The organism is Pseudomonas sp. MDT2-39-1, assembly GCF_054898085.1.
In genome coordinates, this window is record NZ_CM142716.1 from 549,637 (window position 1) to 574,376 (window position 24,740).

18 protein-coding genes and 2 pseudogenes are annotated in these 24,740 nt (G+C 59.5%); 4 read left to right on the forward strand and 16 right to left on the reverse strand.

The features are described from left to right. Nucleotides 1–125 precede the first annotated feature (125 nt). From ACYZTM_RS02820 to ACYZTM_RS02885, 14 genes and pseudogenes are all read right to left on the reverse strand, one after another. Entirely contained in the window at nucleotides 126–1,751 is a 1,626-nt protein-coding gene (locus ACYZTM_RS02820; protein ID WP_461986886.1) for a methyl-accepting chemotaxis protein, read from the reverse strand. 182 nt (nucleotides 1,752–1,933) lie between these two features. Then, on the reverse strand, nucleotides 1,934–2,338 hold the full coding sequence (locus ACYZTM_RS02825; protein ID WP_007907888.1) for a TraR/DksA family transcriptional regulator: 405 nt from the start codon (nucleotides 2,336–2,338) through the stop codon (nucleotides 1,934–1,936). A gap of 327 nt (nucleotides 2,339–2,665) precedes the next feature. Beyond that, the gene (locus ACYZTM_RS02830; RefSeq protein ID WP_461986888.1) at nucleotides 2,666–3,688 is read right to left on the reverse strand and encodes an ABC transporter permease; all 1,023 of its coding nucleotides are present in this window, start codon (nucleotides 3,686–3,688) and stop codon (nucleotides 2,666–2,668) included. Nucleotides 3,689–3,845: 157 nt separating this feature from the next. Beyond that, the gene (locus tag ACYZTM_RS02835; protein ID WP_131060192.1) at nucleotides 3,846–5,411 is read right to left on the reverse strand and encodes a sugar ABC transporter ATP-binding protein; all 1,566 of its coding nucleotides are present in this window, start codon (nucleotides 5,409–5,411) and stop codon (nucleotides 3,846–3,848) included. Nucleotides 5,412–5,481: 70 nt separating this feature from the next. Next, nucleotides 5,482–6,408 carry a sugar ABC transporter substrate-binding protein gene (locus tag ACYZTM_RS02840; protein WP_131060191.1) on the reverse strand — a complete coding sequence of 309 codons (927 nt, stop codon included), beginning with the start codon at nucleotides 6,406–6,408 and terminating at the stop codon, nucleotides 5,482–5,484. Between the two features lie 157 nt (nucleotides 6,409–6,565). After that, nucleotides 6,566–7,618 carry a Gfo/Idh/MocA family protein gene (locus ACYZTM_RS02845; RefSeq protein ID WP_461986890.1) on the reverse strand — a complete coding sequence of 351 codons (1,053 nt, stop codon included), beginning with the start codon at nucleotides 7,616–7,618 and terminating at the stop codon, nucleotides 6,566–6,568. Nucleotides 7,619–7,779: 161 nt separating this feature from the next. Further along, a complete protein-coding gene (locus ACYZTM_RS02850) occupies nucleotides 7,780–8,640 on the reverse strand; it encodes a sugar phosphate isomerase/epimerase family protein (RefSeq protein ID WP_461986892.1) in 861 nt (286 codons plus the stop codon). 162 nt (nucleotides 8,641–8,802) lie between these two features. Continuing rightward, complete coding sequence (iolG, locus tag ACYZTM_RS02855) at nucleotides 8,803–9,813, reverse strand: bifunctional inositol 2-dehydrogenase/D-chiro-inositol 1-dehydrogenase (RefSeq protein WP_461986894.1); 1,011 nt, start codon at nucleotides 9,811–9,813, stop codon at nucleotides 8,803–8,805. Between the two features lie 33 nt (nucleotides 9,814–9,846). After that, complete coding sequence (gene iolD / locus ACYZTM_RS02860; protein ID WP_461986896.1) at nucleotides 9,847–11,778, reverse strand: 3D-(3,5/4)-trihydroxycyclohexane-1,2-dione acylhydrolase (decyclizing); 1,932 nt, start codon at nucleotides 11,776–11,778, stop codon at nucleotides 9,847–9,849. A 136-nt stretch (nucleotides 11,779–11,914) separates the two neighbouring features. Next, nucleotides 11,915–12,736 (reverse strand): annotated as a pseudogene (locus tag ACYZTM_RS02865) (TIM barrel protein). 25 nt (nucleotides 12,737–12,761) lie between these two features. Next, on the reverse strand, nucleotides 12,762–14,264 hold the full coding sequence (locus tag ACYZTM_RS02870) for a CoA-acylating methylmalonate-semialdehyde dehydrogenase (RefSeq protein WP_461986898.1): 1,503 nt from the start codon (nucleotides 14,262–14,264) through the stop codon (nucleotides 12,762–12,764). A 30-nt stretch (nucleotides 14,265–14,294) separates the two neighbouring features. Next, on the reverse strand, nucleotides 14,295–15,104 hold the full coding sequence (gene iolB / locus ACYZTM_RS02875) for a 5-deoxy-glucuronate isomerase (RefSeq protein WP_461986900.1): 810 nt from the start codon (nucleotides 15,102–15,104) through the stop codon (nucleotides 14,295–14,297). Further along, a complete protein-coding gene (gene iolE, locus ACYZTM_RS02880) occupies nucleotides 15,101–15,994 on the reverse strand; it encodes a myo-inosose-2 dehydratase (RefSeq protein WP_461986902.1) in 894 nt (297 codons plus the stop codon). Before iolE ends, iolB begins: the two co-directional genes overlap by 4 nt. Before the next feature lie 136 nt (nucleotides 15,995–16,130). After that, nucleotides 16,131–18,068: a bifunctional 5-dehydro-2-deoxygluconokinase/5-dehydro-2-deoxyphosphogluconate aldolase gene (locus ACYZTM_RS02885; protein WP_461986904.1), complete on the reverse strand. Its 1,938-nt coding sequence runs from the start codon at nucleotides 18,066–18,068 to the stop codon at nucleotides 16,131–16,133. Between the two features lie 311 nt (nucleotides 18,069–18,379). Here ACYZTM_RS02885 and ACYZTM_RS02890 point away from each other — a divergent pair, with 311 nt between their 5' ends. From ACYZTM_RS02890 to ACYZTM_RS02900, 3 genes are all read left to right on the forward strand, one after another. Further along, nucleotides 18,380–19,300, forward strand: coding sequence for a MurR/RpiR family transcriptional regulator (locus ACYZTM_RS02890; RefSeq protein ID WP_461981388.1), 921 nt, complete (start codon nucleotides 18,380–18,382; stop codon nucleotides 19,298–19,300). A 76-nt stretch (nucleotides 19,301–19,376) separates the two neighbouring features. Continuing rightward, on the forward strand, nucleotides 19,377–19,988 hold the full coding sequence (locus ACYZTM_RS02895) for a glutathione S-transferase (RefSeq protein ID WP_461986906.1): 612 nt from the start codon (nucleotides 19,377–19,379) through the stop codon (nucleotides 19,986–19,988). Nucleotides 19,989–20,013: 25 nt separating this feature from the next. Then, nucleotides 20,014–21,117 (forward strand): DNA alkylation repair protein, encoded by a 1,104-nt coding sequence (locus tag ACYZTM_RS02900; protein ID WP_461986908.1) that lies wholly within the window; start codon nucleotides 20,014–20,016, stop codon nucleotides 21,115–21,117. A 322-nt stretch (nucleotides 21,118–21,439) separates the two neighbouring features. On the opposite strand, the gene ACYZTM_RS02905 is transcribed toward ACYZTM_RS02900, so the two are convergent. Both ACYZTM_RS02905 and ACYZTM_RS02910 read right to left on the reverse strand, forming a co-directional pair. Next, nucleotides 21,440–22,642 carry an FAD-dependent monooxygenase gene (locus tag ACYZTM_RS02905; protein ID WP_461986910.1) on the reverse strand — a complete coding sequence of 401 codons (1,203 nt, stop codon included), beginning with the start codon at nucleotides 22,640–22,642 and terminating at the stop codon, nucleotides 21,440–21,442. Then, the gene (locus tag ACYZTM_RS02910; RefSeq protein ID WP_461986912.1) at nucleotides 22,642–23,166 is read right to left on the reverse strand and encodes a MarR family winged helix-turn-helix transcriptional regulator; all 525 of its coding nucleotides are present in this window, start codon (nucleotides 23,164–23,166) and stop codon (nucleotides 22,642–22,644) included. Before ACYZTM_RS02910 ends, ACYZTM_RS02905 begins: the two co-directional genes overlap by 1 nt. 568 nt (nucleotides 23,167–23,734) lie before the next feature. On the opposite strand from ACYZTM_RS02910, the pseudogene ACYZTM_RS02915 reads away from it, so the two are divergent. After that, nucleotides 23,735–24,691: pseudogene (locus ACYZTM_RS02915) on the forward strand (IS1182 family transposase); the annotation flags it as partial. Nucleotides 24,692–24,740: the final 49 nt, after the last annotated feature.

Sequence of the window (24,740 nt, forward strand, 5' to 3'; positions counted from 1 at the left end):
AGCAGTCGTCAATCCAGACAATTCAGTATCTCTGAACGGACGCTAGGGGCCGCTTCGCGACCCAACGGGGATAAATCCCCTCGCCACAGGCAAGCCCCCTCACAACAAGTGATTCATCGGTTGTTCTATTTTTTGGGCTTCTGGGGCTTGTAGCCCAAGCGCAATCCACCCCAATGCCGCCCCTTGAGCATGATCGGCACCGAGAGGTCGTGCATTAGCTCGCCAGTGTCGCGGGTGTAAGTCTGCAACAACACGGGCTGCTGATGGCTGCCACAGCGGATGCCGGTACGGTCGGCGAACTTGCGCTTGGTGCGGTTTTTTACCGTATCGACCTGCGCATCGCCGGTCAGCGGCTGGCTGAAGAGTGTGTTGTGGGTCGGCACGTAACCCTGCTGGGTGCAGGCGATGGCAAACACCAGGCCTTCATGTCGCGGCAGCAACGGTTCCTGGATCTCTGGCAAGACCTGATCGGTGTAACGATCGAAGCGGGTCTGAAACTTAGCGGGGCTGGTGTTGGGGATCGCCTGGTAACTGCGATCGAACAGATCATCAAGGCTCACACGACCCTGATCGATATCCGCTTCGAAACGCGCGGCAATCTGGCTGGCGCCTTCGCGGGCCAGGTCGTAAATCCGTTGGTGGTAGTCATCCAGCCCGACCTCGGCGAGACGCTCACTGATGGTTTCGGCCTGACCTTCCATTTGCACTGCTGCTTGAGCCAGGCGCTGGGTCTGTTGGTCGCTGACCGCCAGGTCGCTGCGCATCTGTTCGATGGCGTGGAACAGGCTGTCGAGTTGTTCGCGGTTGGTGTCCGCGCCCCTGGCGATTTCCCCGACCTGGTTCTCGACGCCGGCGGCCAGACGCGCAATGTTTTCCAGGTGCTGGCCGGTGTGTTCGACCTGCTCAACACCCGTGTCGAGGTCGCTGGACAGTTGGCGGATCTGCTCCACCACTTGAGCCGTGCGTTGCTGGATATCGGCAACCATCTCCCCGACTTCGCCGGTTGCCGTCGCCGTGCGCGCCGCCAGACCGCGAACTTCATCCGCCACCACCGCGAACCCGCGACCGTGTTCCCCGGCTCGGGCCGCTTCGATCGCGGCGTTCAAGGCCAGCAGATTGGTCTGGCTGGCTATCGACTGAATCACCAGGGTAACCCGTTGAATATCGTCACTGCGCAGGCTCAAGGCCTCGATCAGTTCACGGCTGCTGCTGGCGCGCTGACTGAGCTGATGCATGCGACTGATGGACTCAATCAGTTCCGTGCGCCCTGCTGCGCTGCTCTGATGAGCTTCGCTGGCGGCACTGAGGGCTTCGCGGCTGAGTTTCGAGGTGGCTTGTTCGGTCGCGATCATCACTTCGGCGTTGCTGACGATTTGCGCCGCCGCGTCGAGTTGCGATTGCAGTTTGTCGGCCAGTTGCTTGACCGAAAAGGCCACGCCTGCGGCCGACAAGGCGTTATGACTGGTGGTGTAGGAAAGATCGCGAGTCAACTCGGCGATGGCACTGGCGCCGTCGGCAGGAGTTGCTTGGGGAGTGGTGCGTGAGCGCAGGCGTGGCAGCCAGATAACCAGAATGGCCAGTGGCAGGCAAAGGTAAAGCGACCAGCCTCCCAGCGCCATGCCGCACAGCAAGAGCATCAGGGCGATGCTTTGCAGGGTTGGCGTCAGCCAAGGGTTTTTCGGCAAAAACACTGGTGCAGGCACTGCCGCAACCAGAGATCCGTCTCTCGTCATCTTCGTCACCCCATGCATCTTCTAATTGTTGTCCAGGCATTAAACGCCACTACTGGGCCATTATCTATGGTCCATTAGTAGTGGGCGCTGCAGCAGATCAATAGAAGTGCTTGAGGTTTTCGCAGACGGCAAAAAGCATCGCGGGCAAGCCTCGCTCCTGCAGGGAGCAAAGATTGCCCGCGATGCGGGTCGTTACGAAATCAGGCCTGACGCTGGTGCTTGTCGATCTGTTCGTGACGCTCTTGAGCTTCGATGCAGTACTTGGTGGTCGGGCTGATCAGCAAGCGCTTCAGGCCGATGGCCTCGCCGCTGTCGTCGCACCAGCCGAAGCTGTCTTCTTTGATGCGTTCCAGAGCCTGTTCCAACTGAGGCAGCATGCGCTGGTCGCGATCGATCGCATTCACCAGCCAGGTGCGCTCTTCTTCGACAGAAGCAGCGTCGGCCGGATCGGCTGGTGTGTCCAGGCTCTCGATGGCGATGCGGTTCTGTTCGATGCGCTCATGGGTTTCGACTTTCATGTTCTGCAACAGCTCGGAGAAAAAAGCATGTTGCTCGGCATTCATGTAGTCATCCGCCGGCATGGCCAGCAACTTGTCCTTTGTCATTGATATCTCTATAAAAAAACGTGCATTAAGGCGAATTAGGGAGCATTCCGGCGGACCTGGTCTGGCCATCGGAAAGGCGCCGTTTATTCCAAGCGCCACCCGGCACTCAATTTACGAGGGCCGGCAGTCTAAGGCCGACTTGAGGCCTCTGCAATTGAAAAGACAGCGAATTTGTCCGACAAAGCCCGGAAAGTGCTCTATTGCAGCCTTTGCGGTGATTATCGGAGTGCGTTTATAGCAAGAAATTCAATCGAGCGGCTGTATATAGAAGACAAACGGCTGCGCCACGCGGGTCAGGCGTGGCGCATTGGCTGTCTGTTCTGCGACTCAGCGCTTGAGTTTACGCTTGTTGCGGTATTGGTCGATCACCACCGCCACCACAATAATCAGTCCCTTGACGATGTCCTGAATATACGCATCAACCCCGACAAAGGTAAACCCGCTGGCCATCACCCCGAGAATCAATGCCCCGATCACGGTGCCGGTGATGCGCCCGACGCCGCCGGCCAGGCTGGTGCCTCCAATCACTGCCGCGGCAATCGCGTCCAGCTCGTAAGACATGCCCATCCCCGCCTGCCCGGTCGCGGCACGTGCCGAGGCGACCACCCCCGCCAGGCCGGCAAGCAACCCGGCGATGCTGTAGACAATCACCAGGTGACGCTTGACGTTGATCCCCGAGGTGCGCGCCGCCTGCATGTTGCCGCCGATGGCGTAGGTGTACTTGCCGTACTTGGTGTAGCGCAGCGCGATGTGAAAGATCACCGCGACGACTAGGAAAATGATCACCGGCATGGCGCCATGTCCGATGGCCGTGTAGGAATCCGAGAGCATGCTCACCGGCTGGCCTTCGGTGTAGAACCGCGCCAGGCCCCGCGCCGACACCATCATGCCAAGGGTGGCAATGAATGGCGGAATCCCGGTGATGGCAATGATGCTGCCGTTGATCGCGCCCGCCAGCAGTCCCACGCCGAGCCCGGCGATCACCGGAATCCAGACAGGCAAGTCGGTCAGCGACGGAAACACCGCCCGGGCGAAATCCGAGGTCTGGGCCAGACTGGCAGCGATCATCGCGGACAGCGCCAGCACCGAACCGGATGACAGGTCGATACCGGTGGTGATGATCACCTGCGTCACGCCAATCGCCAGCAGGCCGATGATCGACACCTGCAGGATCATCAGCACCAGGCGCTGGGAGTTCATCAGGAAGCTCTGGTCGCGCACGATCCAGCCGAAGACTTCGAAGACCAGGCCGATGCCAATCAGCACCAGGAAAATACTCAACTCGGTCGGAAAGCGCCGGCGACTCTTGACCGGTGTCGTTGCTGGCTTGTTTTCCAGTATCGCGTTCATAACCACTCACCCTTCTAATGAATTCCGGCATCGAATACATACCCTGTGGCGAGGGGATTTATCCCCGTTGGACTGCGCAGCAGTCCCATCTTTTGGGGCCGCTTCGCAGCCCAACGGGGATAAATCCCCTCGCCACAGAACTGCGTTCACCCTTGACTTAGTGAACCGCGGACATGCCCGAGGCCAGTTGCATGACCCGTTCCTGTGTCGCTTCGCTGCGGTCGAGGGTGCCCATCAGGTCGCCCTCGTGCATGACCATCACCCGGTCGCTCATGCCCAGCACTTCCGGCAGCTCCGAGGAAATCATGATCACCGCCATGCCTTCGCTGGCGAGGTAGGAGATAAGCCGGTAGATCTCGGCCTTGGCACCCACATCGATGCCCCGGGTCGGCTCGTCGAGGATCAGGATTCGTGGATTGGTCATCAGCCAGCGTGCCAGCAAGGCTTTCTGCTGGTTGCCGCCGGACAAGGTGTCGATGCACTGCTCAAGCGACGGGGTTTTCACCCGCAGCTTCTTGCACATGTCTTCGCACAACACCCGCAGGGCTTTCTGCTGAATGAAACCGTGGCCGGCGTAATGCGGCAGCACCGCCATCTCCATGTTCTCCAGCACCGACAGGCAAGGGAACAGACCGCTGAGCTTGCGATCCTCGGTCAGCAGCGCAAAGCCCTTCTCGATCGCCATGTGTGGATCGCTGATGCGCACCACTTCGCCGTCGAGCCGAATCTCGCCGCCATCACTCGGGGTAATGCCGAAAATCGCTTCGGCGACATTGGTCCGGCCCGACCCCATCAGCCCGGCGATGCCGAGGATCTCGCCAGCATGCAGGTCGAAGGACACGCCTTTGAAAATACCGTCCAGCTTGAGGTCACGCACCGACAGCAGCAGATCGCCGATGGGCTTTTCGCGCTCCGGGAACAACTGGCTCAGCTCGCGGCCGACCATCATCGAGATCAGGCTGTTGCCGTCCATGCTGTCGGCCCGTTGCAGGCCGATGTAGGCGCCGTCACGGAACACCGCCACTTCATCGGCGATGGCGAACACTTCATTCATTTTGTGGGTGATGTAGATGATGCCTTTGCCCTGGCTCTTGAGGTCGGCAATGATCGAAAACAGGTGCGCGACTTCTTTGTCGGTAATGGCTGAGGTCGGTTCGTCCATGATCAGGATGTCGGAGTCGTAGGACACCGCCTTGGCGATTTCGACCATCTGCCGTTCGGCGATGCTCAGGTTGCCGACCTGCTCCTCCGGGTCGAGGTTGATCCGCAGGCGTTCCAGCAATTTCGCGGTGCAGCGGTGCATCTCGCGGTGGTCGATCATGTGCAGGCTGTTGAGTTGCTCGCGGCCGATCCAGATGTTCTCGGCGATGCTCATGTGCGGCATCAGGTTGAGTTCCTGATGGATCATCGCAATCCCGGCCTGAAGCGCGGCCAGGGGCGTCTCGAACACCACCGGTTTGCCACGCAGGCGCAGTTCACCGGAGTCCGGCTGGTAGATGCCGGCGATGATTTTCATCAGGGTGGATTTACCCGCGCCATTCTCACCCATCAGCGCCAGGACGGAGCCGGGACGGACCCGAAGCTGCACGTCGGACAACGCCACCACACCGGGAAAACCCTTGCTGACGTTGATGATCTCCAGCAGGTACGGCTCATCGACAGGTGTTGCGGTTGGCTGGATACCCACCAACGGGGTGCTCGAAGCAGTCGCTGAAGCGAACATGATCAGGTACTCCATCAGCAAGGTCGCGGTGGCAACCTTGCGTGCTTATTGTTGTTATTTGGCGGACGGGCTATTTGAACGTGTCGACGTTTTGCGGAGTGATCAAGCGATATGGCACCCACACGGCCTGTTCAACCGGCTCGTTCCTGGCCATTTTCACGGCGGTGTCGATCGAACCATCCGCCTGACCCTTGGCGTCCTGGAACACCGAAACAGCCATGTTACCTTTCTTGATCGCGTTCAAGCCGTCCGGCGTACCGTCGACGCCAGCGATCAGCACACTGCCCTTGTCGACGCCTGCCTGTTGCAGGGCCATCGCGGCACCAATGGCCATTTCGTCGTTGTTGGCCACGACCGCATCGAACTTGCGGCCCTGGGTCAGCCAGTCGTTGACCAGGGTCATGCCTTTATCCCGCAGCCAGGTGCCGGTCTGCTCTTGCTCGATCTTGATGTTCGGGTACTTGGCCAGCACCTCTTTGACGCCTTTGGTGCGGTTGGTGGTGGAGTTGTTGGCCAGGTCTCCCAACAGAATCACTATGTCGCCCTTGCCACCCATCTTGTCGGCCAGGTATTGCATCTGCATTTCACCGGCTTCGAGATCGTTGGACGCGACCGTGACCACGCCTTTTGGCAGCTTCAGGTCATCCGGGCGACGGTTGACGTACACCAGCGGGATGCCGGCCTTGACGGCGGCCTCGGTGATTTTCTTGGTGGCGGCGGTGTCCACCGGGTTGACCACGATGGCATCGACTTTCTGGCTGATGAAGCTTTCTACCTGGCTCAGCTGCTTGACCACGTCGCTACGGGCATCTTCGAACTGCAACTGCACGCCGTCGGGGTAGGACTTGGCTTTCTTGTCCATGGATTCGCGCAGGTAGGTCAGCCAGGTGTCATCGAACTGGGACATGCTGACGCCGATCTTCATGTCGGCCAGGGCAGCGCCACTGGCGAACATCAGGGACAAGGCCAGTGAGGCAAAACGGATCTTGGTCTTCATGAAAAGTCTTTCTCCACATTCTTGTTGGTTTTATGGATGAGGCGTGACGATTTTCAGTAAGCGGGCAAGCGGTAAAAGCGTTGATGACGAGCGAGAGGCAGTTCGCTGGAAATGACTTTATTGGAATATTATTTCTATATCAACTCATTTTAGAATTTTATTCTGATTTTGTTCCATGGCTCTCAAACGGGCTTAGTTCCACGACCTGACGCCGCTCGAAACTCAGCCGCGCAGCGTCTAGAACGTGGGTGGTCGCCAGTGCATCACGGGCCTCAACAGGCAGTGGGCCACCGCTCTGTAACGCGGTTTGTAGCTGCAAATAGAACTGATTCCAACACCCGCGCTCGGAGGGAACGCGCTCGCGCACTTCGCCCTGCTCGAACCAGCCCCAGCGGCGATGCTCTTCAACGCCCCAGCGTTCACCCTCAGATTTCGGCGAGAGCCCGGCGAGCGCCGAGGCTTCTTGCCCGTCCAGGCCATCGACGCTGTAACAACCTTGGGTGCCGGTCACGCGGAATCGCGGGCCCGGTGTGTTTTGCAGGCAGCTGCCGCCCAGGTGTGAGATCACCCCGTTGGCGTGGGTCAGGGACACAAAGAAGCCGTTGTCGAAGGTTTGGCCTTTTTCCAGATAATCCAGTTCGGCGTAGACCGTTGTCACCGGGCCGAACAAGAGCAACGCCTGATCCACCAGGTGACTGCCAAGATCACGTAGGAAGCCACCGCCACTGCCGTTGTTCACCGATTGCGGCGAGTAACGTTCGATCCGCGATTCGAAACGGGTGACGTGACCCAGGGCGCCGGACTCGATGAGTTTGCGCACGGTGAGGAAGTCCGAGTCCCAGCGTCGGTTCTGGTAGACGCTGAGCTGTACGCCCTGGCGCTCGGCCATGGTGATAAGGGTTTGGGCTTGCTGCGCATCGGCGGCGAACGGCTTGTCGCTGACCACCGCCACGCCGAGTTCAATACCGTCAAGCACCAGCGCCGGGCGACCCTTGAGCGGTGTGGAGATCACCAGCACATCGACGCCCGCCTCCACCAGTTGGCCGATGCTGTCGAAGGCCGGCACGCCGGGGTGCTCGGCCGCCAGCAACTGTCGGCGCTCCGGGGAACGGGTGACCACGCCAACGAACGTCGCCGCCGGCAGACTGCTGATCAGCGGAGCATGAAAAAACCGGCCGCCATGGCCGTAACCGACAAGTCCGATACGCATGTGTGCATTCCTTCTAATTGTTCTGTAACCGCTCACTGGATGTACACCGCCCCTGTAGGAGCGAAGCTTGCTCGCGAAAGCGTTGTATCAGGCGACATCAATATTGACTGTGCCGCCGCTTTCGCGAGCAAGCTTCGCTCCTACAGGTTTTGTGCCGGCCTTTAGCGGCAGAGTTCGCTTTTGACGCGTTCGAGCATCATCCGGTTGGACTCGTCCGGCCGGTCTTCCCAGGCGAACACCGAGACCGTGGCGATGCCGTCGAACTTGATCTCGCGCAAAGTGCCAAAAAAAGCTTCCCAGTCGACTTCGCCCTGACCGATGTCCAGATGCTGGTGCACGGTAGCCGTAGCGCCCGGCGGGTTGACGATGTAGCGCAAACCCGAGGAAGCCTTGTGGTTGTAGGTGTCGGCGATGATCAAGTGGCTTAGCTTGGAGCCAGCGTACTTGAGCATCGAAGCGATATCACCGACGCCGTCGTCGTAGAAAAACGTGTGCGGCGCGGCGTAGAGGTAGTTGATCCAGTCGCGATCCAGCCCGCGGATGATGTCCACCGACTCGTTGTTGCACTCGCAGAAGTCGTACGGATGGGCCTGGATGTCGAGCTTGATGCCTTCGCGTTCGAACTCCGGGATCAACTCGTCCATGGAGCGCATGAACTGGTTTTCGCACACCAGCGGGTTGTCCGACTGGCCGGTGAACTCGGTGTTGACCAGTTCGCAGTCCATCTCCACGGCAATCTGGATCGCGCGCTTCCAGTTACGCACGGCGGCCACGCGCAAACCTTCATCGGCGGCAGCCCAGTGGTACATCGGTAATAAGGAAGAGAGTTTGACCCCGCTGTCGCTCAGGGCTTTGCGAAACTCCTTGATCCGCGCCTTGTCGACCCGTGGGGCTTTATAGAACGGCAGGAAATCTTCCCGGGGCGACAGCTCGATGTGTTCGTAACCGAGCTCGGCAACCTTGTCGACCATCTTGCCCAGGGACAGGTTGCGGTACATGTAGGGGTCTAGTGCGATGCGCATTTTATTGTTCTCCCTAAACAGGTCTTGAGCCCGGCACACATCCTGTAGGAGCGAGCGGTGCGGCGATCCGACTTGCCCGCGAAAGCGTCAGCACAATCCACATTGATGTTGGCTGAATAGCCGCCTTCGCGGGCAAGCCTCGCTCCTACAGGGAATCGGGGGTTAGCCGTAGAAGTGGGGGCGGTCTGGCAGGGTGACTTTTACGATCTGGCCGCTGTTTTGGGCTTCGATACAGGCATCTGCTGCCACCGCCGCTGCGAAGCCATCCCACGCCGAGGGGCCGCCCACCTGACCAGCGCGCACACCATCAATGAACGCCTGCAACTCAACGTCGTACGCCGCAATGAAGCGATCCTTCCAGTCCATCAAAATCGCATTCGACAGCTTCGCCCCACTGCGCAGTTGAACCTGCGAAGGCTCCGGCAGTTTGGCGATGCCGGTCTCCCCCACCACTTCGCACTGGATGTCGTAGCCGTACTGGCAATTGACGAACACTTCCACGTCGATGCGCGTGCCCTTGGCGGTTTCCAGCAGCACGATTTGCGGGTCTTTCAAATGCGCGAGGGCTTTGCTGCTCTTGCGCGGGAACACCACTTGCACCGATACGTAATCGTCGTCGAGCAACCAGCGCAGCACATCCAATTCATGGATCAGCGTGTCGGTGATGGCCATGTCGGTCTTGTAGTTTTCGCCCACGGTCGGGTTGCGATGCGCGCAGTGGAGCATCAGCGGTTCGCCGATCTGGCCGCTGTCGATCACCGCTTTCAGGGCGCGATAGCCTTCATCGTATGGACGCATGAAACCGACCTGCACCAGGCGCTTGCCGTGTGCTACTTCGGCCTCGACGATGTTGCGGCAGCCTTCAGCGGTGACCGCCAGGGGCTTCTCGCAGAACACCGGTTTGCCCGCCGCAATCGCCGCCAGCACAAACGCTTCGTGGCTCGGCCCCCAGGAGGTGACGAGGATCGCTTCGACTTCGGGCGCCTTGATCAGCGCGTGGCCGTCGGGGTAGACCTCGGCGGTCAGTTTCAGGTCGGAAACGACCTGGGCCGCTTGCTGCAAATTGATGTCGGTGACGGCGACAACCTGGCTGTTGAGCAAGGTCTGGCTGCAACGACGAATGTGATCCTGGCCGATGGCCCCTGTACCGATAACACCCAGCTTCAAAGACATTTCTGATCTCCTGTTGGAATTTTTGTCGAGCAGTCAGTACTGACGGGCCTTGGCCAGTCGTTCGTTCAGGGTCTTGGCCACCGCATCGGTGCGGGCGCTGGTGGAGACTTGCGCAACGCCGACCCGCCACCACGACAGGTATTTGTGAATCATGGTTTTGGGCAACACCTTGATGTCGATCAGCGTCGACACGGTCTGCCGGCGTGCATCCGCCAGTGCGGCTTTCAGCTCTTCAACGGTGTTCACTTTGTAAGTCTTGCAGCCATAGGCGGCCGCACTCATGGCGAAGTCCACCGGCACGAACCCGCCATCGAGCTTGCCGGTTTCCGGGTTGCGGAAGCGAAACTCGGTGCCGAAGCTGTCCATGCCGTGTTCCATCTGCAGGTTGTTGATGCAGCCGAAGGTCATGTTGTCGAGCAGCACCACGTTGATCTTGCGGCGCTCCTGGATCGAGGTCGCCAACTCCGAGTGCAGCATCATGTAAGAGCCGTCGCCGACCAGCGCATAGACCTCGCGCTCGGGCTCGGCGAGTTTCACGCCCAATGCGGCGTTGACCTCGTACCCCATGCAGGAATAACCGTACTCGACGTGATAGGTGTTCACGCCCTTGCTGCGCCAGCTGCGCTGCAAGTCACCGGGCAGGCTGCCGGCAGCGGCGACGATCACGGCGTCATCGGCGAGGGTTTCGTTGAGCACGCCGAGCACGCGGCTCTGGGTCAGGCAGGAGCCGGTCAGCTCGATGAATTCGCGCAGGACCGCCGGGTCCATGTGGTCGTTGATTTCCGGGATGAAATCCTGGGTCTGGTATTCGACCTGATAGAGGCGATCGACTTCTTCGTCCAGTTGCGCCTTGGCCTGACGCGGCTGATCGCCCCACGCCGAACGGTAATCGCCCAAGGCTTCAGCCAAGGCTTGCAAGCCGGTTTTGGCATCCGCCAGCAGTTGCACGCCGTCGAGTTTCAGGGCATCGCAGGGGCTGATGTTGAGGTTTAGAAATTGCACGTCCGCCTGCTGGAACAGGGATTTCGACGCGGTGGTGAAATCGCTGTAGCGAGTGCCGATACCGATGATCAGATCCGCCTCCCTGGCCAATAGATTCGCCGCCAGACAACCGGTTTCGCCAATCCCGCCAACGTTCAGCGGGTGACTGGAGACCACCGCGCTCTTGCCGGCCTGGGTTTCGGCGAAGGGAATATCGAAGCGCTCGGCAAACGCTTGCAACGCCGCGTTGGCACCGGAGTATCTGACCCCGCCACCGCAAATGATCAGCGGTTTGCGCTTGCCTTTAAACAGCGCCAAGGCGTCGCCGAGCATCGCTTCAGTGGCCGGACGGCGCTCGATGCGGTGCACGCGTTTTTGCAGGAAGTAATCGGGATAGTCGTAGGCCTCGGCCTGCACGTCTTGCGGCAAGGCCAGGGTCACGGCGCCGGTTTCGGCAGGGTCGGTGAGTACGCGCATGGCGTGGATCGCCGCGGTCATCAACTGCTCGGGACGGTTGATGCGGTCCCAGTATTTGCTTACGGCCTTGAATGCGTCGTTGGTGCTGATGCTCAGGTCGTGGAACTGCTCGATCTGTTGCAGCACCGGGTCCGGCTGGCGACAGGCGTAAACGTCGCCGGGCAACAGCAGCAAGGGAATGCGGTTGGCGGTGGCCGTCGCGGCGGCGGTCAGCATGTTCGCCGCGCCGGGGCCGACGGATGAGGAACAGGCGTAGATTTTGCGGCGAAGGTTTTGCTTGGCGAAACCGATGGCGGCGTGGGCCATGCCTTGCTCGTTGCGGCCCTGATGGACGATCAGGTCGCCGCTGTCCTGCTCCAGGGCCTGCCCCAGGCCCAGCACGTTGCCGTGACCGAAAATGGTAAAGATCCCGGCGACGAATTTGCTCTGGACGCCATCGACCTCGATGTACTGGTTATCGAGGAATTTCACCAGGGCCTGGGCCATGGTCAGTCTTGTTGTGGTCATGCTTGCACCTTTTTTTGAAGGCAAACCCAGTCTAATGTGGGAGCGGGCTTGCTCGCGAAAGCGGTGTGTCAGGCGACATCAATGTTGGATGTACCGCCGTCTTCGCGAGCAAGCCCGCTCCCACAGGGGATCTCCATTAACCTTGAGTTCTTTGCAGGTGATCCATGCTCGCGCCGATCGCCTGCTGGATATCCGCCAGGCCGTGGACACTGTCGGCAAACGGTTCGAACGACAGGTAGCCGCTGTAACCGCTGCTGAGCAAGGTGTCGATTTGCGCCGCGTTGCCGAGGATGTCGCCCTCGCCCACCAGCACGCGATGGCCGTCGCGAATGGTCGCCAGCGGCGCTTCGGCATCCTCGACACCGGAGATGTGCACCAAGCCGGTCAGCTCGGGGAAGAATTCATGCTCGCAGGCCAGATGATGGTGAAAAGTGTCGTGAACCAGACGGAACACATCCAGCCCGCCGATGGCCTTGATCGCCTCCACCGCCGTGCGTTTACGGCGCAGCGAGCATTCTTCGAAACCCAACGGCTCGATGAAACCGAGAATGTCGTGATCGCGCAGGATCGGCGCCAGTTCACTCAACGCCGTGCGCAGACCGGAAGCACGTGCGGCCTCGTCACGCGGGTCGGCACGGTCGTTGAGTGGACACATGACCAACCCTTAAGCGCCGCAATCGCGGGCATAGGCAGCCAGCTTCAAGGCGTGGGCACGGCGCTCGTCATTCCACACATCAAACGGATACAACGCGTTGATCGACAGCACGGTAATGCCGTGGGTGGCACACAACTCACGGACGCGCTCGGGCGCGGTGCCGTCTTCGATCTCGACGCCTTTAAGGTCGTTGCGAATTTCGATCGCGTCGGCCTTGAGGGCCACCGCCAGGTCGATGAACGCAGGCAGGGACAAACGTGGGGCGACCATACGGTTCAAGGCGAAACGCAGGGGTTTGCTCATTATTGTTGTTCTCCGCACAGGTGAACTATTTGGCCGTCGGCATGCTGAATTCAGGGCCCTTGGCGATGCTGTCGGGCCAACGCTGCATCACGCTTTTGTAGCGACTGTAGAAGCGGATGCCTTCTTCGCCGTAAGCGTGGTGATCGCCGAACAGCGAGCGCTTCCAGCCGCCGAAGGAATGCCAGGCCATGGGTACCGGAATCGGCACGTTGATGCCGACCATGCCGACCTTGATCGTGCGGGCGAAGGCTCGGGCGATGCCGCCGTCGCTGGTGAAACACGACACACCGTTGCCGAATTCGTGGGCGTTGATCAACGCGACGGCGCTGGCGAAATCCGGAACGCGGACAATGCCCAGCACCGGGCCGAAGATTTCCTGCTGATAAATACTCATCTCGGTCGTGACGTTATCGAACAGCGTCGCGCCGACGAAGAAACCGTTCTCGGCGCCCGGCACCTTGAATCCACGACCATCGACAATCAGCTGCGCGCCTTGCGCCACGCCCTGATCGATAAAGCCTTCGACCTTGGCCTTGTGTTCAGCTGTCACCAACGGCCCCATGTCACTGTCGCCCTGCATGCCATTGCCAACCTTGAGTTGGTCGATGCGCGGCAACAATCTGGAAATCAACTGGTCGCCCACATCACCCACCGCGACCGCAATCGAGATCGCCATGCAACGCTCGCCGGCCGAGCCGTAAGCCGCACCGATCAAGGCGTCTGCGGCTTGATCCAGATCCGCATCGGGCATGACGATCATGTGGTTCTTCGCCCCACCCAGCGCCTGGACCCGCTTGCCACGGGAGGTGGCCTGCTGGTGGATGTACTCGGCAATCGGCGTCGAGCCGACAAAGGAAATCGCCTCGATGTCCGGGTGTTGCAGCAGTGCGTCGACCGCAGTCTTGTCGCCCTGAACCACGTTGAACACGCCGTCCGGCAACCCCGCTTCGGTCAACAGGCGCGCCATCAGCAAACTGGCGGACGGGTCACGCTCGGAGGGTTTGAGGATGAAGCAGTTACCGGTGACCAACGCTAGCGGGATCATCCACAACGGCACCATCACCGGGAAGTTGAACGGCGTGACCCCGGCGCACACACCCAGTGGCTGGCGCAGGTTCCAGTTGTCGATGCCACCGCCGATGTTGTCGCTGAACTCGGTTTTCAGCAGGTTCGGCGCGCCGCAGGCGTATTCGACGATTTCGATGCCACGGGTCACTTCGCCCTTGGCGTCGGAGAACACCTTGCCGTGTTCGCGGCTTATGATTTCTGCCAGTTCATCGTGATGACGGTCGAGCAACTCCTTGAACTTGAACATCACCCGCGAACGGCGCAAGGACGATTGCTCGGACCAAGCCGGGAATGCTTTCAGGGCCGAGACGACGGCATCGTCCACGGTCTTCTGGCTGGCCAGCCCGACGCGTGCCTGAACATTGCCGGTGGCCGGGTTGAAGACGTTGCTGAACCGCTCGCTGCCGCTGTCTTGCACTTGACCGTTGATGTAATGGCCGATGACCGGGGCGTCGCTCATTGTTCTTGTTCTCCGTTCGAATATTGGAATTCAGAGATCGAGCAGCCAACTGTGCTGCGGATCGTTATGGAACTGCCAGACCCGTTTCGGCCCGGCCATCACGTTCAGGTAATACGACTCGTAGCCGTATGGCACGCTGACCGGGTGATAGCCCTTGGGCACGACCACGAGGTCGCTGTTTTCCACCGCCATGGCTTGATCGATGCTGCGGTCGTCGGTGTAGACGCGCTGAAACACGAAGCCCTGGGGCGGGTTGATCTGGTGGTAATAGGTTTCTTCGAGAAAACTCTGGTGCGGCAAGTCTTCGGTGTCGTGTTTGTGCGGCGGGTAGCTCGACGAGTGTCCAGACGGCGTGCGCACTTCCACCACCAGCAGCGAATGGGCAGGCTCGGTGTCCGGCAGGATGTCGCACACGTATCGGGTGTTGGCGCCTTTGCCGCGCACGCTGCGCTTCATGCTGTCCGGTTTGATCAGACGCGGGCCGAGGCCCTTTTCGACTGAGCCCGGTGCGGCGCAGACGGCGACTTGCACATCGCTTAGCGCAACGACTTGAGCCTGACTGCCCGGTGGCAGATAAGCAGCGAACGGCGATTTGTCTTCGAACACCGAATGGCGATCGCCGATGTTGTCCCAGTCGAATGCGCCCTGCCCCGGTGCTTCGCCCTTAATGCTGACACGGCCGCTAATCAGCACCAGACACAGTTCTTTATCACCGGCCGACACCGGCAAGGTTTCGCCCAGGCTCAAGCGGTAAGCGGCGAAACCAACGTATTCCAGTTCACCTTTGCCCAGCTCGACCATGGTCCGGCCACGGGCGTTGCTTTTGACCAGCAGGCTCATAAGGCAATCCTCTCATCGAGCAGCGCACGCAAGGTGTCGTAGCCTTTTTTCGCGTAGGCATAACTGGGCGCCACGGCCGGGTCCTGCTCGGCCTCGACCACCAGCCAGCCGTGGTAATCGTTGGCCAGCAACACATCAAGCAGCGCGGCGAAGTCGATGTCGCCATCGCCCGGCACGGTGAAGGTGCCGTTGATGATGCAGTCAGGAAAGCTCCACAGGTTGTTACGCGCCAGTTGCACCACCGGTTTGCGCACGTCCTTGAAATGCACGTGGCAGATGCGTTCGATGTGTTTACGCAGCACCTGCAACGGCTCCCCGCCGCCGATGTAGCAATGGCCCGAATCGAACAGCAGACCCACTTCGCTGCCGGTCAGCACCATCAGCTTGTCGATGTCGGCCGGGGATTCGACGTAGGCGCCCATGTGGTGGTGATAGGCCAGGCGCACGCCTTGGGACAGGGTGAAACGCGCCAGTTCGGTGAGCTTGTCGGCGTATTCCTGCCAGGCCTGTTCGGTGTGGAAACGCGGGCGCTCGACCAAGGGAATGCGTTGGCCCTGGATCGAGTCAGCCACCTCACCGTAAACCAGCACCTTCGCGCCATTCTTCGCCAGCAGCTCGACGTGACTGCCGATGGCGTCGATTTCCTCGGCCACGGAACGGCGGGCCAGACGGCTGGAATACCAGCCGGACACCAGCGCCAGTTCGTAGGGCCGCAGCACGTCAGCGACGCCTTTGGCATCCTTGGGGAATTTGCCGTTGAGTTCGAAACCTTCGTAACCGATTTCCTTGCCTTCGCTCAAAGCGGTGCTCAGCGGCGTCTCGCCACCGAGGAATGGCAAGTCGTCGTTGCTCCAGGAGATCGGGTTAATGCCAATTCGGATAGCGGGCATGGCTGCACCTTTTATTGTTTTCTAAATTTCCGTTGAGTCTGAGGCCGCCTTCGCGGGCAAGCCTCGCTCCTACAGATCACCGCTGCTTCCTGTAGGAGCGAGGCTTGCCCGCGAAGAACGATAACGCGGTGTTGCGTCATGCGCGGGCCGTGCGCCAGGCTTCGATCAGTTCGACGAAGGTGTCCTGCACCTGGCGGATCAGCGCCTCGTCGTCGATTTCCCCGGCCAGCCACGCGCGGCTCGGTTCCTGGAAAATCGTCCGGCCCACGGCGAAACCACGGCACGTTTGGCTTTGACTCGCTTGTTGAAACCCTTCGGCCAACGCCGCCGCCGGCGCATTCAGGCCCAGTAACACCACGCCACGGCAATACGGATCGCGCTCCTGAATCAGCTCGTCGAGTTGTTTCCATTCCTCGGCACTCTGCGCTTCGATCTTCCACCACGCCGGGTAAATCCCCAGGTTGTAGAGGCGTTTCAGTGCGCGATACAGCACGTCCGGATGGGTCGACGGATGATCCTTGGGCGGGATGATTTCCAGCAGCAGTTCATGACCGCTGACCTGGGAGGCCTGATACAAACCCTTGATCTGCGCTTCCTGTTCCAGCCGCAGCATCGGCTCGTCGTCGGGATGGAATTGCACCAGGCACTTGATGATTTGCTCTTGCGGCCAAGCAATCAGGTTGCTGCCAATCGAGCGCCCATGTTCAAACGCCAACGGCCGCGAGCCCTGGACTTCCACCGGCCGCGCCACCCACCAACCGCGACCGGTGGCTGCGTTCAGCGAGTCCTGGCCGAAACGTTGATCAGCCAGCAACCCAACATCAGCGTCAATACCTTGCTCACGCAAATCGGTTTCAACCCGCTCCACGGCCTTGATAAAGAGTTGCTTGAGTTCGCAGATCGCGCTCAGGTCGCGGCCGCCCTCCTGCGCCAGTTCTACCAATTGCCCACGATGATCAAAGGCAAAGATGAACAACTGCCGCCACTGTTTGCGCGGCACGCTGACCTGATGCAGACGCTGCAACACCGCATCCTGATCCGGCCGGGTAATCGGCACCGGGCTGTTGAACAGGTAATCGAGTTCGGCGCGAGTCGGCATCGCCGGGGCGCACGCATGACGCGACACCACCAGACCGCCGCAGGCATTGGCCAACTGGCAGCAGCGCTCGTCACTGGCATCCTCCAGCCAACCGCTGAGGAAGCCCGACATGAAGGCATCGCCGGCCCCCAATACGTTGAGCACTTCCACCCGAACGCCGGGGTAAATCGCCCCGTCTTCAAGCCGCACCGGAATCACCCCGTGAATCACCGTGCAACCCTGTGGACCAAGCTTGACCACCAACGTTGCATCGCTCAAACGCCGGACATTACGCAACGCCGTGAGCAAATCCTCCGACCCACCAGCAATCAAAAACTCCTCTTCGGTGCCGACAATCAGATCAAAGCGCGGAAGAATTTTCTGCACATGCTGGCTGACGTTCTGATCAGCGACGAAGCGGGTTTCCCCATCAGCCTTGCCGGCCAACCCCCACAGCACCGGGCGATAATCGATATCCAGCACCCGTTTGACGTTGTGCTTCTCGGCGTAATCCAGCGCCTGGATGCTCGCCTTGTAGACGCCGTCGGTGGAGAAATGGGTGCCGGTGATCAGCAAGGCTTTGCTGGAGGCGATGAAGGCTTCGTTGATGTCTTCGGCCAGCAGCGCCATGTCAGCGCAGTTTTCACGGTAGAACACCAAAGGAAAGGTTTCGCGGTCCTTGAGACCGAGCAGGACCATGGCGGTCAGGCGCTCCGGATCGACTTTGACACCGCTGACATCACAGCCTTCGCGAGCCAGGGATTCCAGGAGAAACCGGCCCATGTGATCGTCCCCTACCCGGCTCAGCATCGCCGATTTCAAGCCCAACCGAGCGGTGCCGAAGGCAATGTTGGCGGATGATCCACCGAGGTATTTGGCGAAGCTTGAAACATCTTCCAGCCGCGCCCCGACTTGCTGCGCATAGAGGTCGATGCCAAGGCGCCCCAGGCAAATCAGATCCAATTGACGCCCACTGGCAAAACGAGTCTGGCCCATGCTGGCTCCTGTTATTTTTATCAGCCTGCGTTCGGGGCGATGGAGGCGCCGAACACTCTTGGTGGGATGCAGACTAAAACGACCGGGACCGAACAATCAATAATTATTCCAAATAATTTTTACGTGGAATATTTTTTCCAATAAACTTTTACCAAAGCATTTCAGACACAGTGCATCGTTTCAGCAAACCTCGCGCCGGCTGCAAGCTCAAGATTTTATTCCGGCCTACCCTGTAGACTGCGCACAGCCAACCTATTGTCAGGGGACGACACACAAGTCAGCCCTATAAGAACAAGCCAGAAGGATTCCCTATGTCCCGCACCGATCAGCCGGCTACGACCGAGAGCACGCCCGACAGCGATCTCGTCAGCCCCCCGATCAATGCCGAGCGTCTGCTGCAGCTGATCACCAACGAATACGAAAGCCTGCCGCGCCAGCTCAAACGCATCGCCAGCTACATGAGCCAGCAGAGCGACCGGATCATGGTCGACCGCATCAGCGACATCGCCCGCGAGTGCGAAGTGCACCCGTCGGCCATCGTGCGGTTCTCCCAGCGCTTCGGCTTCAGCGGTTTCAGCGAAATGCAGGCCCTGTTCCGAGAGGCGTACACGCACAAAACCACGCCGGTGCAGAACTACCAGCAGCGCATTCGCAGCATGATCGCCAACAAATCGCAGAAAGCCAGCGGCGGCGACCTCGCCCGCGAGTGCATCGACGCGACCCTGTCCGGCATCGAGCGACTGGGGCAGGAACTCGATGACGAGGCTTTCGACAAAGCCGTGGACCTGGTGGTCAACGCCGACAACATCTACGTGGTCGGCGTGCGCCGTTCGTTCGCCGTGGCCGATTACCTGGTCTACAACCTGCAACACACCAATAAGCGCATCCACCTGGTCTCCGGCCTCGGCGGCAGCTACCGCGAGCAGATGCGCAGCGTGCGCGCCAATGACCTGGTGATCGCGATCAGTTTCACGCCGTACGGCAAGGAAACCCAGCACTGCCTGCGCATCGCCCAGCACCATCAGGCGAAAACCCTGATCATCACCGACAGCAACCTCTCGCCCCTGGCCAAGCGCGCCAACACCGTGCTGCTGGTCAATGAAGGCAGCTCGTTTGCCTTCCGCTCGTTGAGCGCGACCTTGTGCCTGTGCCAGGCGCTGTTTATCGCCGTGGCGTATCGACTGGAATTGAAGGTCGACGAGATTCACGAACAGGTCGGTTTCGACGATTAGCCCAGCGCCGTTTGCAGGTCGCCGAACCTCAGCTAAGGTAGTCCATCCCGACATGGACACCTGAAGGAGCGGCTCAATGAAACTGATCGGCATGCTGGATTCGCCCTACGTGCGGCGCGTGGCCATTTCCGCCAAACATTTGGGCATCGACCTGGAGCACGAATCAGTTTCGGTGTTCCGCCACTTCGAGCACTTCCAGCAGATCAACCCCGTGGTCAAGGCGCCCACCCTGGTGCTGGACGACGGTGAAGTGTTGATCGACTCGACGCTGATCATCGACTACCTGGAAGCCCTGGCCGGCCCCGGCAAAAGCCTGATCCCTAGCAACCTCAAGCAACGATTGCGCGCATGGCGCCTGATCGGGCTCGGGTTGGCGGCGTGCGAAAAGTCAGTGCAGCTTTACTACGAACGCAACCTGCGCCCCGCCGAGATTCAATACCAGCCTTGGGTTGAACGGGTTGAAGGCCAACTCGCCGCGGCGTATTCCGCGCTTGAACGGGAGTTGGAAAAACAGCCGCTGGCAAACGGCACCTTGATCGGGCAAGACGGCATCACCCTCGCCGTCGCCTGGAGCTTCACCAACCTGGTGACACCGGATCAAGTCGATGCCGAACGGTTTCCTTTAATCGCCGAATTCACCGCGCAGGCGGAAAAGCTTGAGGCCTTCATCAGTACCCCGATAACCTGACCGGCCCCCTCGAACGGACCCGACCATGACCGCCGCCGAACAACCCGCCCCGGCGCTGAAGGAAATCTTCAACGCCGAACGCCTCAAACACATCGCCACCGAAATGACGGCGGTCTACCCGGCATTCAACGCCAAAGCCTTCCTAAAAAAGGCCAACGACGGCCTCGCCGACCTGTCGATCATGCAACGCATGGCCCGGGTCAGCGAATGCCTACACGCCTTGTTGCCGCTGGGTTATGACGAATCTCTTGAAGTGCTGCGCGCCCTCGCCCCTCGTTTGAACAGCGGGTTTGTCAGCATCTCGCTGCCGCATTACGTGGCGATGTATGGCGGGCATGATTTTGAGCGGTCGATGGAGGCGCTCAAGTACTTCACTGCGTTTGGGTCTGCGGAATTTGCGATTCGGTATTTTCTGCGCAGTGATCTGCAGCGGTCGTTGGCGCTGATGCAGGAATGGTCTCGGGATGGGAATGAGCATGTTCGGCGCCTGGCCAGTGAAGGCAGCCGACCGCGGTTGCCGTGGTCGTTTCGGTTGGAGCAGATTCAGAGTGATCCGACATTGGCGGCGGCGATTCTCGACAACCTCAAGGCGGATGACAGCCTTTACGTGCGCAAGTCCGTGGCTAATCACCTTAATGACATTACCAAGGACCATCCGGAGTGGGTGCTGGATCTGATTGAGGGTTGGGCGCTGGAGAACAAGCACACGGCGTGGATTGCCAAGCATGCGCTGCGCAGTTTGATTAAGCAGGGGAATCAGCGGGCGTTGGCGATTATTGGGGCGAGTGGCAAGGCTGAGGTTGAGATTGTTGGGGTGAAGGTGGAGCCGGCGGTGATTCGGTTGGGGGAGAAAATCACCCTGTCGTTTGCGGTGAAATCCACAGTGCCAGAGAGTCAGCGGTTGGTGATTGATTATGCGATTGATTACGTCAAAGCCAATGGCAGCACTTCGGCGAAGGTGTTCAAGCTGAAGGCGTTGACTTTGGCTGGTGGGGGGAGTGAGTTTGTTAGTCGAGGGCAGCAGATTAAGGAGCTGACTACTCGCAAACACTATGTGGGCAAACACGCAGTGCACATTCTGGTGAACGGCGAACGCATGGCTAGCACATCATTCGAAATCCTCGCCTGAAACATGCCGCGCTTCTGTAGGAGCGAAGCTTGCTCGCGATGGCTTCAGTCCTGACCTGCTGCGTTATCGCAAAAATAAGCCTGCCCTCTGCGCCGTCCGCTTAAGGTCGATCGGAAGACTTCGCGATGGGCCGCAAACGGCCCAGTGTGTGTAAAAACGCTTAGTCAAAATTGAAGTCTGCGCTTCTGTGTGAAATCTGAAGTTTATCGGTTGGTTGGCAGACCTGGATTTTGCGTAGATGCGTGATTTTCAGCTCTGATTTGGGCGCCAATCTCGCTGAAGAACGTTTTTACACACTCTGGGCCAGAAGCAGACATTCGGTCTATGTCCGCTGTCGGTCGTCATAGTTCGGTAGGTCGATGGCGTCAGCTTTCGGTGAAAGGACTTTTCCGAACAAGGTCTTGAATCCCGGCGCGGTGGCCATCCTCAGCACCGCGTGACCAAGAGCGATGCCAAGCCGCGAATGCGGCGATGCCAGTCTGGGTGCGAACTTGGGTACGCTTTGCGCCTGAGCGACGTAAGGCCGCATCAGCTTTTCATAGGCCGCGAACGCTTGAGTGTGATCGGCGTGGCGCCCCAGTTCGCCGGCCAGCACGTAGGCGCCGCATAGACCCAGGCTGGTGCCCATGCCACTGATGGGCGATGCACAATAGGCTGCGTCACCCACCAACACGATGCGACCCTTGGACCAACGGGGCATTTTGACCTGACCAACCGCTTCCAGATAGAGATCGGTTATGTCATCCAGCGCAGCGAGCACGCGGGGTGTCTCCCAGCCGGCGTCGGCAAACATTTGCTTGAGTAAGGTTTTTTGTTCGGCCTGCGCGAGCTTCTCGTATCCGCTCGGCGCCTGCTGAAAAGACAAAAAGGCGCGCGTGGTGCCCAGATTGTCAGGGCGTAAACAGACACAGCGGCCGCCTGGAATGTTGTGCCAGCGCATTATCTGGCCATCGCTTGGCTGCCGAGGCACGGTGAAATAGGCGGTATAGAGATCGAGGGGTCGGCGCTGGACTTCGTTGCCAAACACTTGGTTTCGTGTTGTCGAGCCAATCCCCTCCGCCACGATGACCAGATCGTAAACCTGCTCTGCACCCTGTTTGAAGCGCACACGAACATGCTCGCCATTGTCTTCCATGGCTTCAATGCTGTCGCCGAATCGGTACGTGACCCGGTCCTGACTATGCTGGATCAACAGCTTGGCAAGTTCGCCCCGGAGGATTTCCAGTTCGGCTATTGGCCCTCCGCCGTCGAAGGCGTTTACGCCAATGAACGCCTTTGTCCGGTTGCGTTGGTTAACAAATGCGATGCCCTGCTCATGGGTCGTGTTCGCCCGAATCAGATCTTCTAACCCCATACGCTGGACGACCTCGCGCCCGGCGCCACGCACGTCAATAGTCTGCCCGCCATCGCGAAAGGCTGGCGCCCTCTCGACCACTGTAATCTCCATGCCCTGCCGCGACAGCCAGTAAGCCAGCGTTGGCCCGGCGATGCTGGCCCCGGTCACAAGAACTTTTTGTGGTGTCATCACGCGTCCTGATTTTCAAGGGGGGCGGCAGTGCTGCCCGGTAAGGTGGTGCGGTAGACCTTGATCACCTGCCCAAGAAATGCCTCAACCACCGCGCGGTCCTGGCCGTCGAGCGCACCGAGCACAGCGCCCAGACCATTGAGCATTGGCGCGATATGCCGATAAGCCTGCGCCACCGAAGCGGGTACTGGACACACCAGCACCCGGCGCTTGTCATTGACCTGGCGCTCACGAACCACGTGCCCGGCGCGCTCGAGCCGGTCGATGACCTGCGTTATGCCTGCTGTGGTCACTGAAAGACGCGCTGCGAGTTCAGTGGGTGGCAGAGGACCGTCGGTGATCAGGTGTTCCAGTGCCGCCACGTCGGTCTGATTAATGCCCAGGGCCGTGCCTAGATTGCCGGCAGCTTTTCGCGTCAGGATGGCGATCTGCTGCAGCTGTTGGCCAACGGGATCACTGGCAATCTGCAAGCTGCGTGGATCGTCGGCGGGGTATGGCGGAGATGACGGCGACTTCATGCGCATGTTGAATTTGGAGTCTCATGGTCAAGGGGATGGCAAATTAACATTTAGCTAACTTACTTAGCTAGTTTTATTGAGTGCGGCTGAAAGGTCCGGGGGTTGAAATCGTCATTCCAGCCGCTAGCGGCTGCCTGACCACCCGCAGTCCTGCTAGAGATCAGCATTTACGACTACCTTTGGTAATCGAATGACGTTATCGGCATTCCTCCAACGTGATCACGTGGACAACCGCGACGACCGAACCGCCCGGTCCTGGAATTTGAGTACGCTAAAATGCCGTGATGAGCAGCGATACCGTTATCGGCAGATCCAGAAAAGGGAGCTTTTGTGATCCCGGAATATCGAATCCGCATCTACTGTTTCATCGGTGCTCTGCTATGCCTGCTCTGTGCTTGGGCAGTATGCATCCACATTTTGAGTTGAACTCAGCGTAACGACAAATCGTGATGAAGGGCTGCTTTCGGCCAGAGCCAGGTCTTGGGACGAACGTCCGCAATTGGCCCAGAGTGTGTAAAAACGCTTTCGCAAACCCTTGCTATGATTTCTGAGGATTTCATCGCAGGGATCGCCCATGAAGCGCTTTATCCAAGGTGAACATCGAGGCCAAGGAACCTTCCTTCCGGCGAACCTCGACGATTACGTTACGGATACCAATCCGGTGCGCGTAGTCGACGTCTTTGTCGACGAACTCGACCTGGTCAAACTGGGTTTTGAAGGCGCCATACCGGCCGATACTGGCCGGCCTGCTTACCCTCCCGCTGTCCTCCTGAAGATCTACATCTACGGCTATCTGAACCGCATTCCATCGAGCCGGCGTCTTGAACGAGAAGCCCAACGCAACGTCGAGCTGATGTGGCTGACCGGGCGTTTGATGCCCGATTTCAAGACCATCGCCAACTTCCGAAAAGAAAACAGCAAGGCCATCCGAGGTGTCTGCCGCCAATTCGTGGTGCTGTGCCAGCAGCTGGGACTGTTCGGAGAAAATCTGGTCGCCATCGACGGCAGTAAATTCAAGGCCGTCAACAACCGCGACCGCAATTTCACCAGCGCCAAGCTGAAACGGCGGATGGAAGAAATTGAATCGAGTATCAATCGGTACCTGACTGCGCTCGACGAAACCGATCGGCAGGAACCCTCGGTCGCTCAGCCCAAGGTTGCTCGTCTGCAAGAGAAAATCGACAAGCTCAAAGCTCAGATGAAAGAGTTACAGGTCATTGAAACTCAGCTCAACGAATCACCGGATAAACAGGTCTCACTGACCGATCCAGACGCCCGTTCCATGATGACGCGCGGCACTGGAATCGTCGGTTACAACGTGCAGACAGCGGTCGATACCCAGCACCATTTGATCGTTGCGCATGAGGTGACCAACGTCGGTTCCGACCGCGATCAACTCAGCTCGATGGCCAAGCAGGCCCGCGAAGCGATGGCGTCAGATACGTTGTCGGTAGTGGCTGACCGAGGTTACTGCGGATTCCACGGCCATCCGGCCACCTATTCCATGAACATACGGCCACTGATTCCACGGTGATCCGGCCACCCGTTCCACGCTCATCCGGCCACCCTTAAAGCAGGCA

What these genes read in the sequence shown, in the direction of transcription:
- ACYZTM_RS02820 (WP_461986886.1), bottom strand. Translation starts at nt 1,751, where the DNA reads ATGCATGGGGTGACGAAGATGACGAGAGACGGATCTCTGGTTGCGGCA.
- ACYZTM_RS02825 (WP_007907888.1), bottom strand. Translation starts at nt 2,338, where the DNA reads ATGACAAAGGACAAGTTGCTGGCCATGCCGGCGGATGACTACATGAAT.
- ACYZTM_RS02830 (WP_461986888.1), bottom strand. Translation starts at nt 3,688, where the DNA reads ATGAACGCGATACTGGAAAACAAGCCAGCAACGACACCGGTCAAGAGT.
- ACYZTM_RS02835 (WP_131060192.1), bottom strand. Translation starts at nt 5,411, where the DNA reads ATGTTCGCTTCAGCGACTGCTTCGAGCACCCCGTTGGTGGGTATCCAG.
- ACYZTM_RS02840 (WP_131060191.1), bottom strand. Translation starts at nt 6,408, where the DNA reads ATGAAGACCAAGATCCGTTTTGCCTCACTGGCCTTGTCCCTGATGTTC.
- ACYZTM_RS02845 (WP_461986890.1), bottom strand. Translation starts at nt 7,618, where the DNA reads ATGCGTATCGGACTTGTCGGTTACGGCCATGGCGGCCGGTTTTTTCAT.
- ACYZTM_RS02850 (WP_461986892.1), bottom strand. Translation starts at nt 8,640, where the DNA reads ATGCGCATCGCACTAGACCCCTACATGTACCGCAACCTGTCCCTGGGC.
- iolG (WP_461986894.1), bottom strand. Translation starts at nt 9,813, where the DNA reads ATGTCTTTGAAGCTGGGTGTTATCGGTACAGGGGCCATCGGCCAGGAT.
- iolD (WP_461986896.1), bottom strand. Translation starts at nt 11,778, where the DNA reads ATGACCACAACAAGACTGACCATGGCCCAGGCCCTGGTGAAATTCCTC.
- ACYZTM_RS02870 (WP_461986898.1), bottom strand. Translation starts at nt 14,264, where the DNA reads ATGAGCGACGCCCCGGTCATCGGCCATTACATCAACGGTCAAGTGCAA.
- iolB (WP_461986900.1), bottom strand. Translation starts at nt 15,104, where the DNA reads ATGAGCCTGCTGGTCAAAAGCAACGCCCGTGGCCGGACCATGGTCGAG.
- iolE (WP_461986902.1), bottom strand. Translation starts at nt 15,994, where the DNA reads ATGCCCGCTATCCGAATTGGCATTAACCCGATCTCCTGGAGCAACGAC.
- ACYZTM_RS02885 (WP_461986904.1), bottom strand. Translation starts at nt 18,068, where the DNA reads ATGGGCCAGACTCGTTTTGCCAGTGGGCGTCAATTGGATCTGATTTGC.
- ACYZTM_RS02890 (WP_461981388.1), top strand. Translation starts at nt 18,380, where the DNA reads ATGTCCCGCACCGATCAGCCGGCTACGACCGAGAGCACGCCCGACAGC.
- ACYZTM_RS02895 (WP_461986906.1), top strand. Translation starts at nt 19,377, where the DNA reads ATGAAACTGATCGGCATGCTGGATTCGCCCTACGTGCGGCGCGTGGCC.
- ACYZTM_RS02900 (WP_461986908.1), top strand. Translation starts at nt 20,014, where the DNA reads ATGACCGCCGCCGAACAACCCGCCCCGGCGCTGAAGGAAATCTTCAAC.
- ACYZTM_RS02905 (WP_461986910.1), bottom strand. Translation starts at nt 22,642, where the DNA reads ATGACACCACAAAAAGTTCTTGTGACCGGGGCCAGCATCGCCGGGCCA.
- ACYZTM_RS02910 (WP_461986912.1), bottom strand. Translation starts at nt 23,166, where the DNA reads ATGCGCATGAAGTCGCCGTCATCTCCGCCATACCCCGCCGACGATCCA.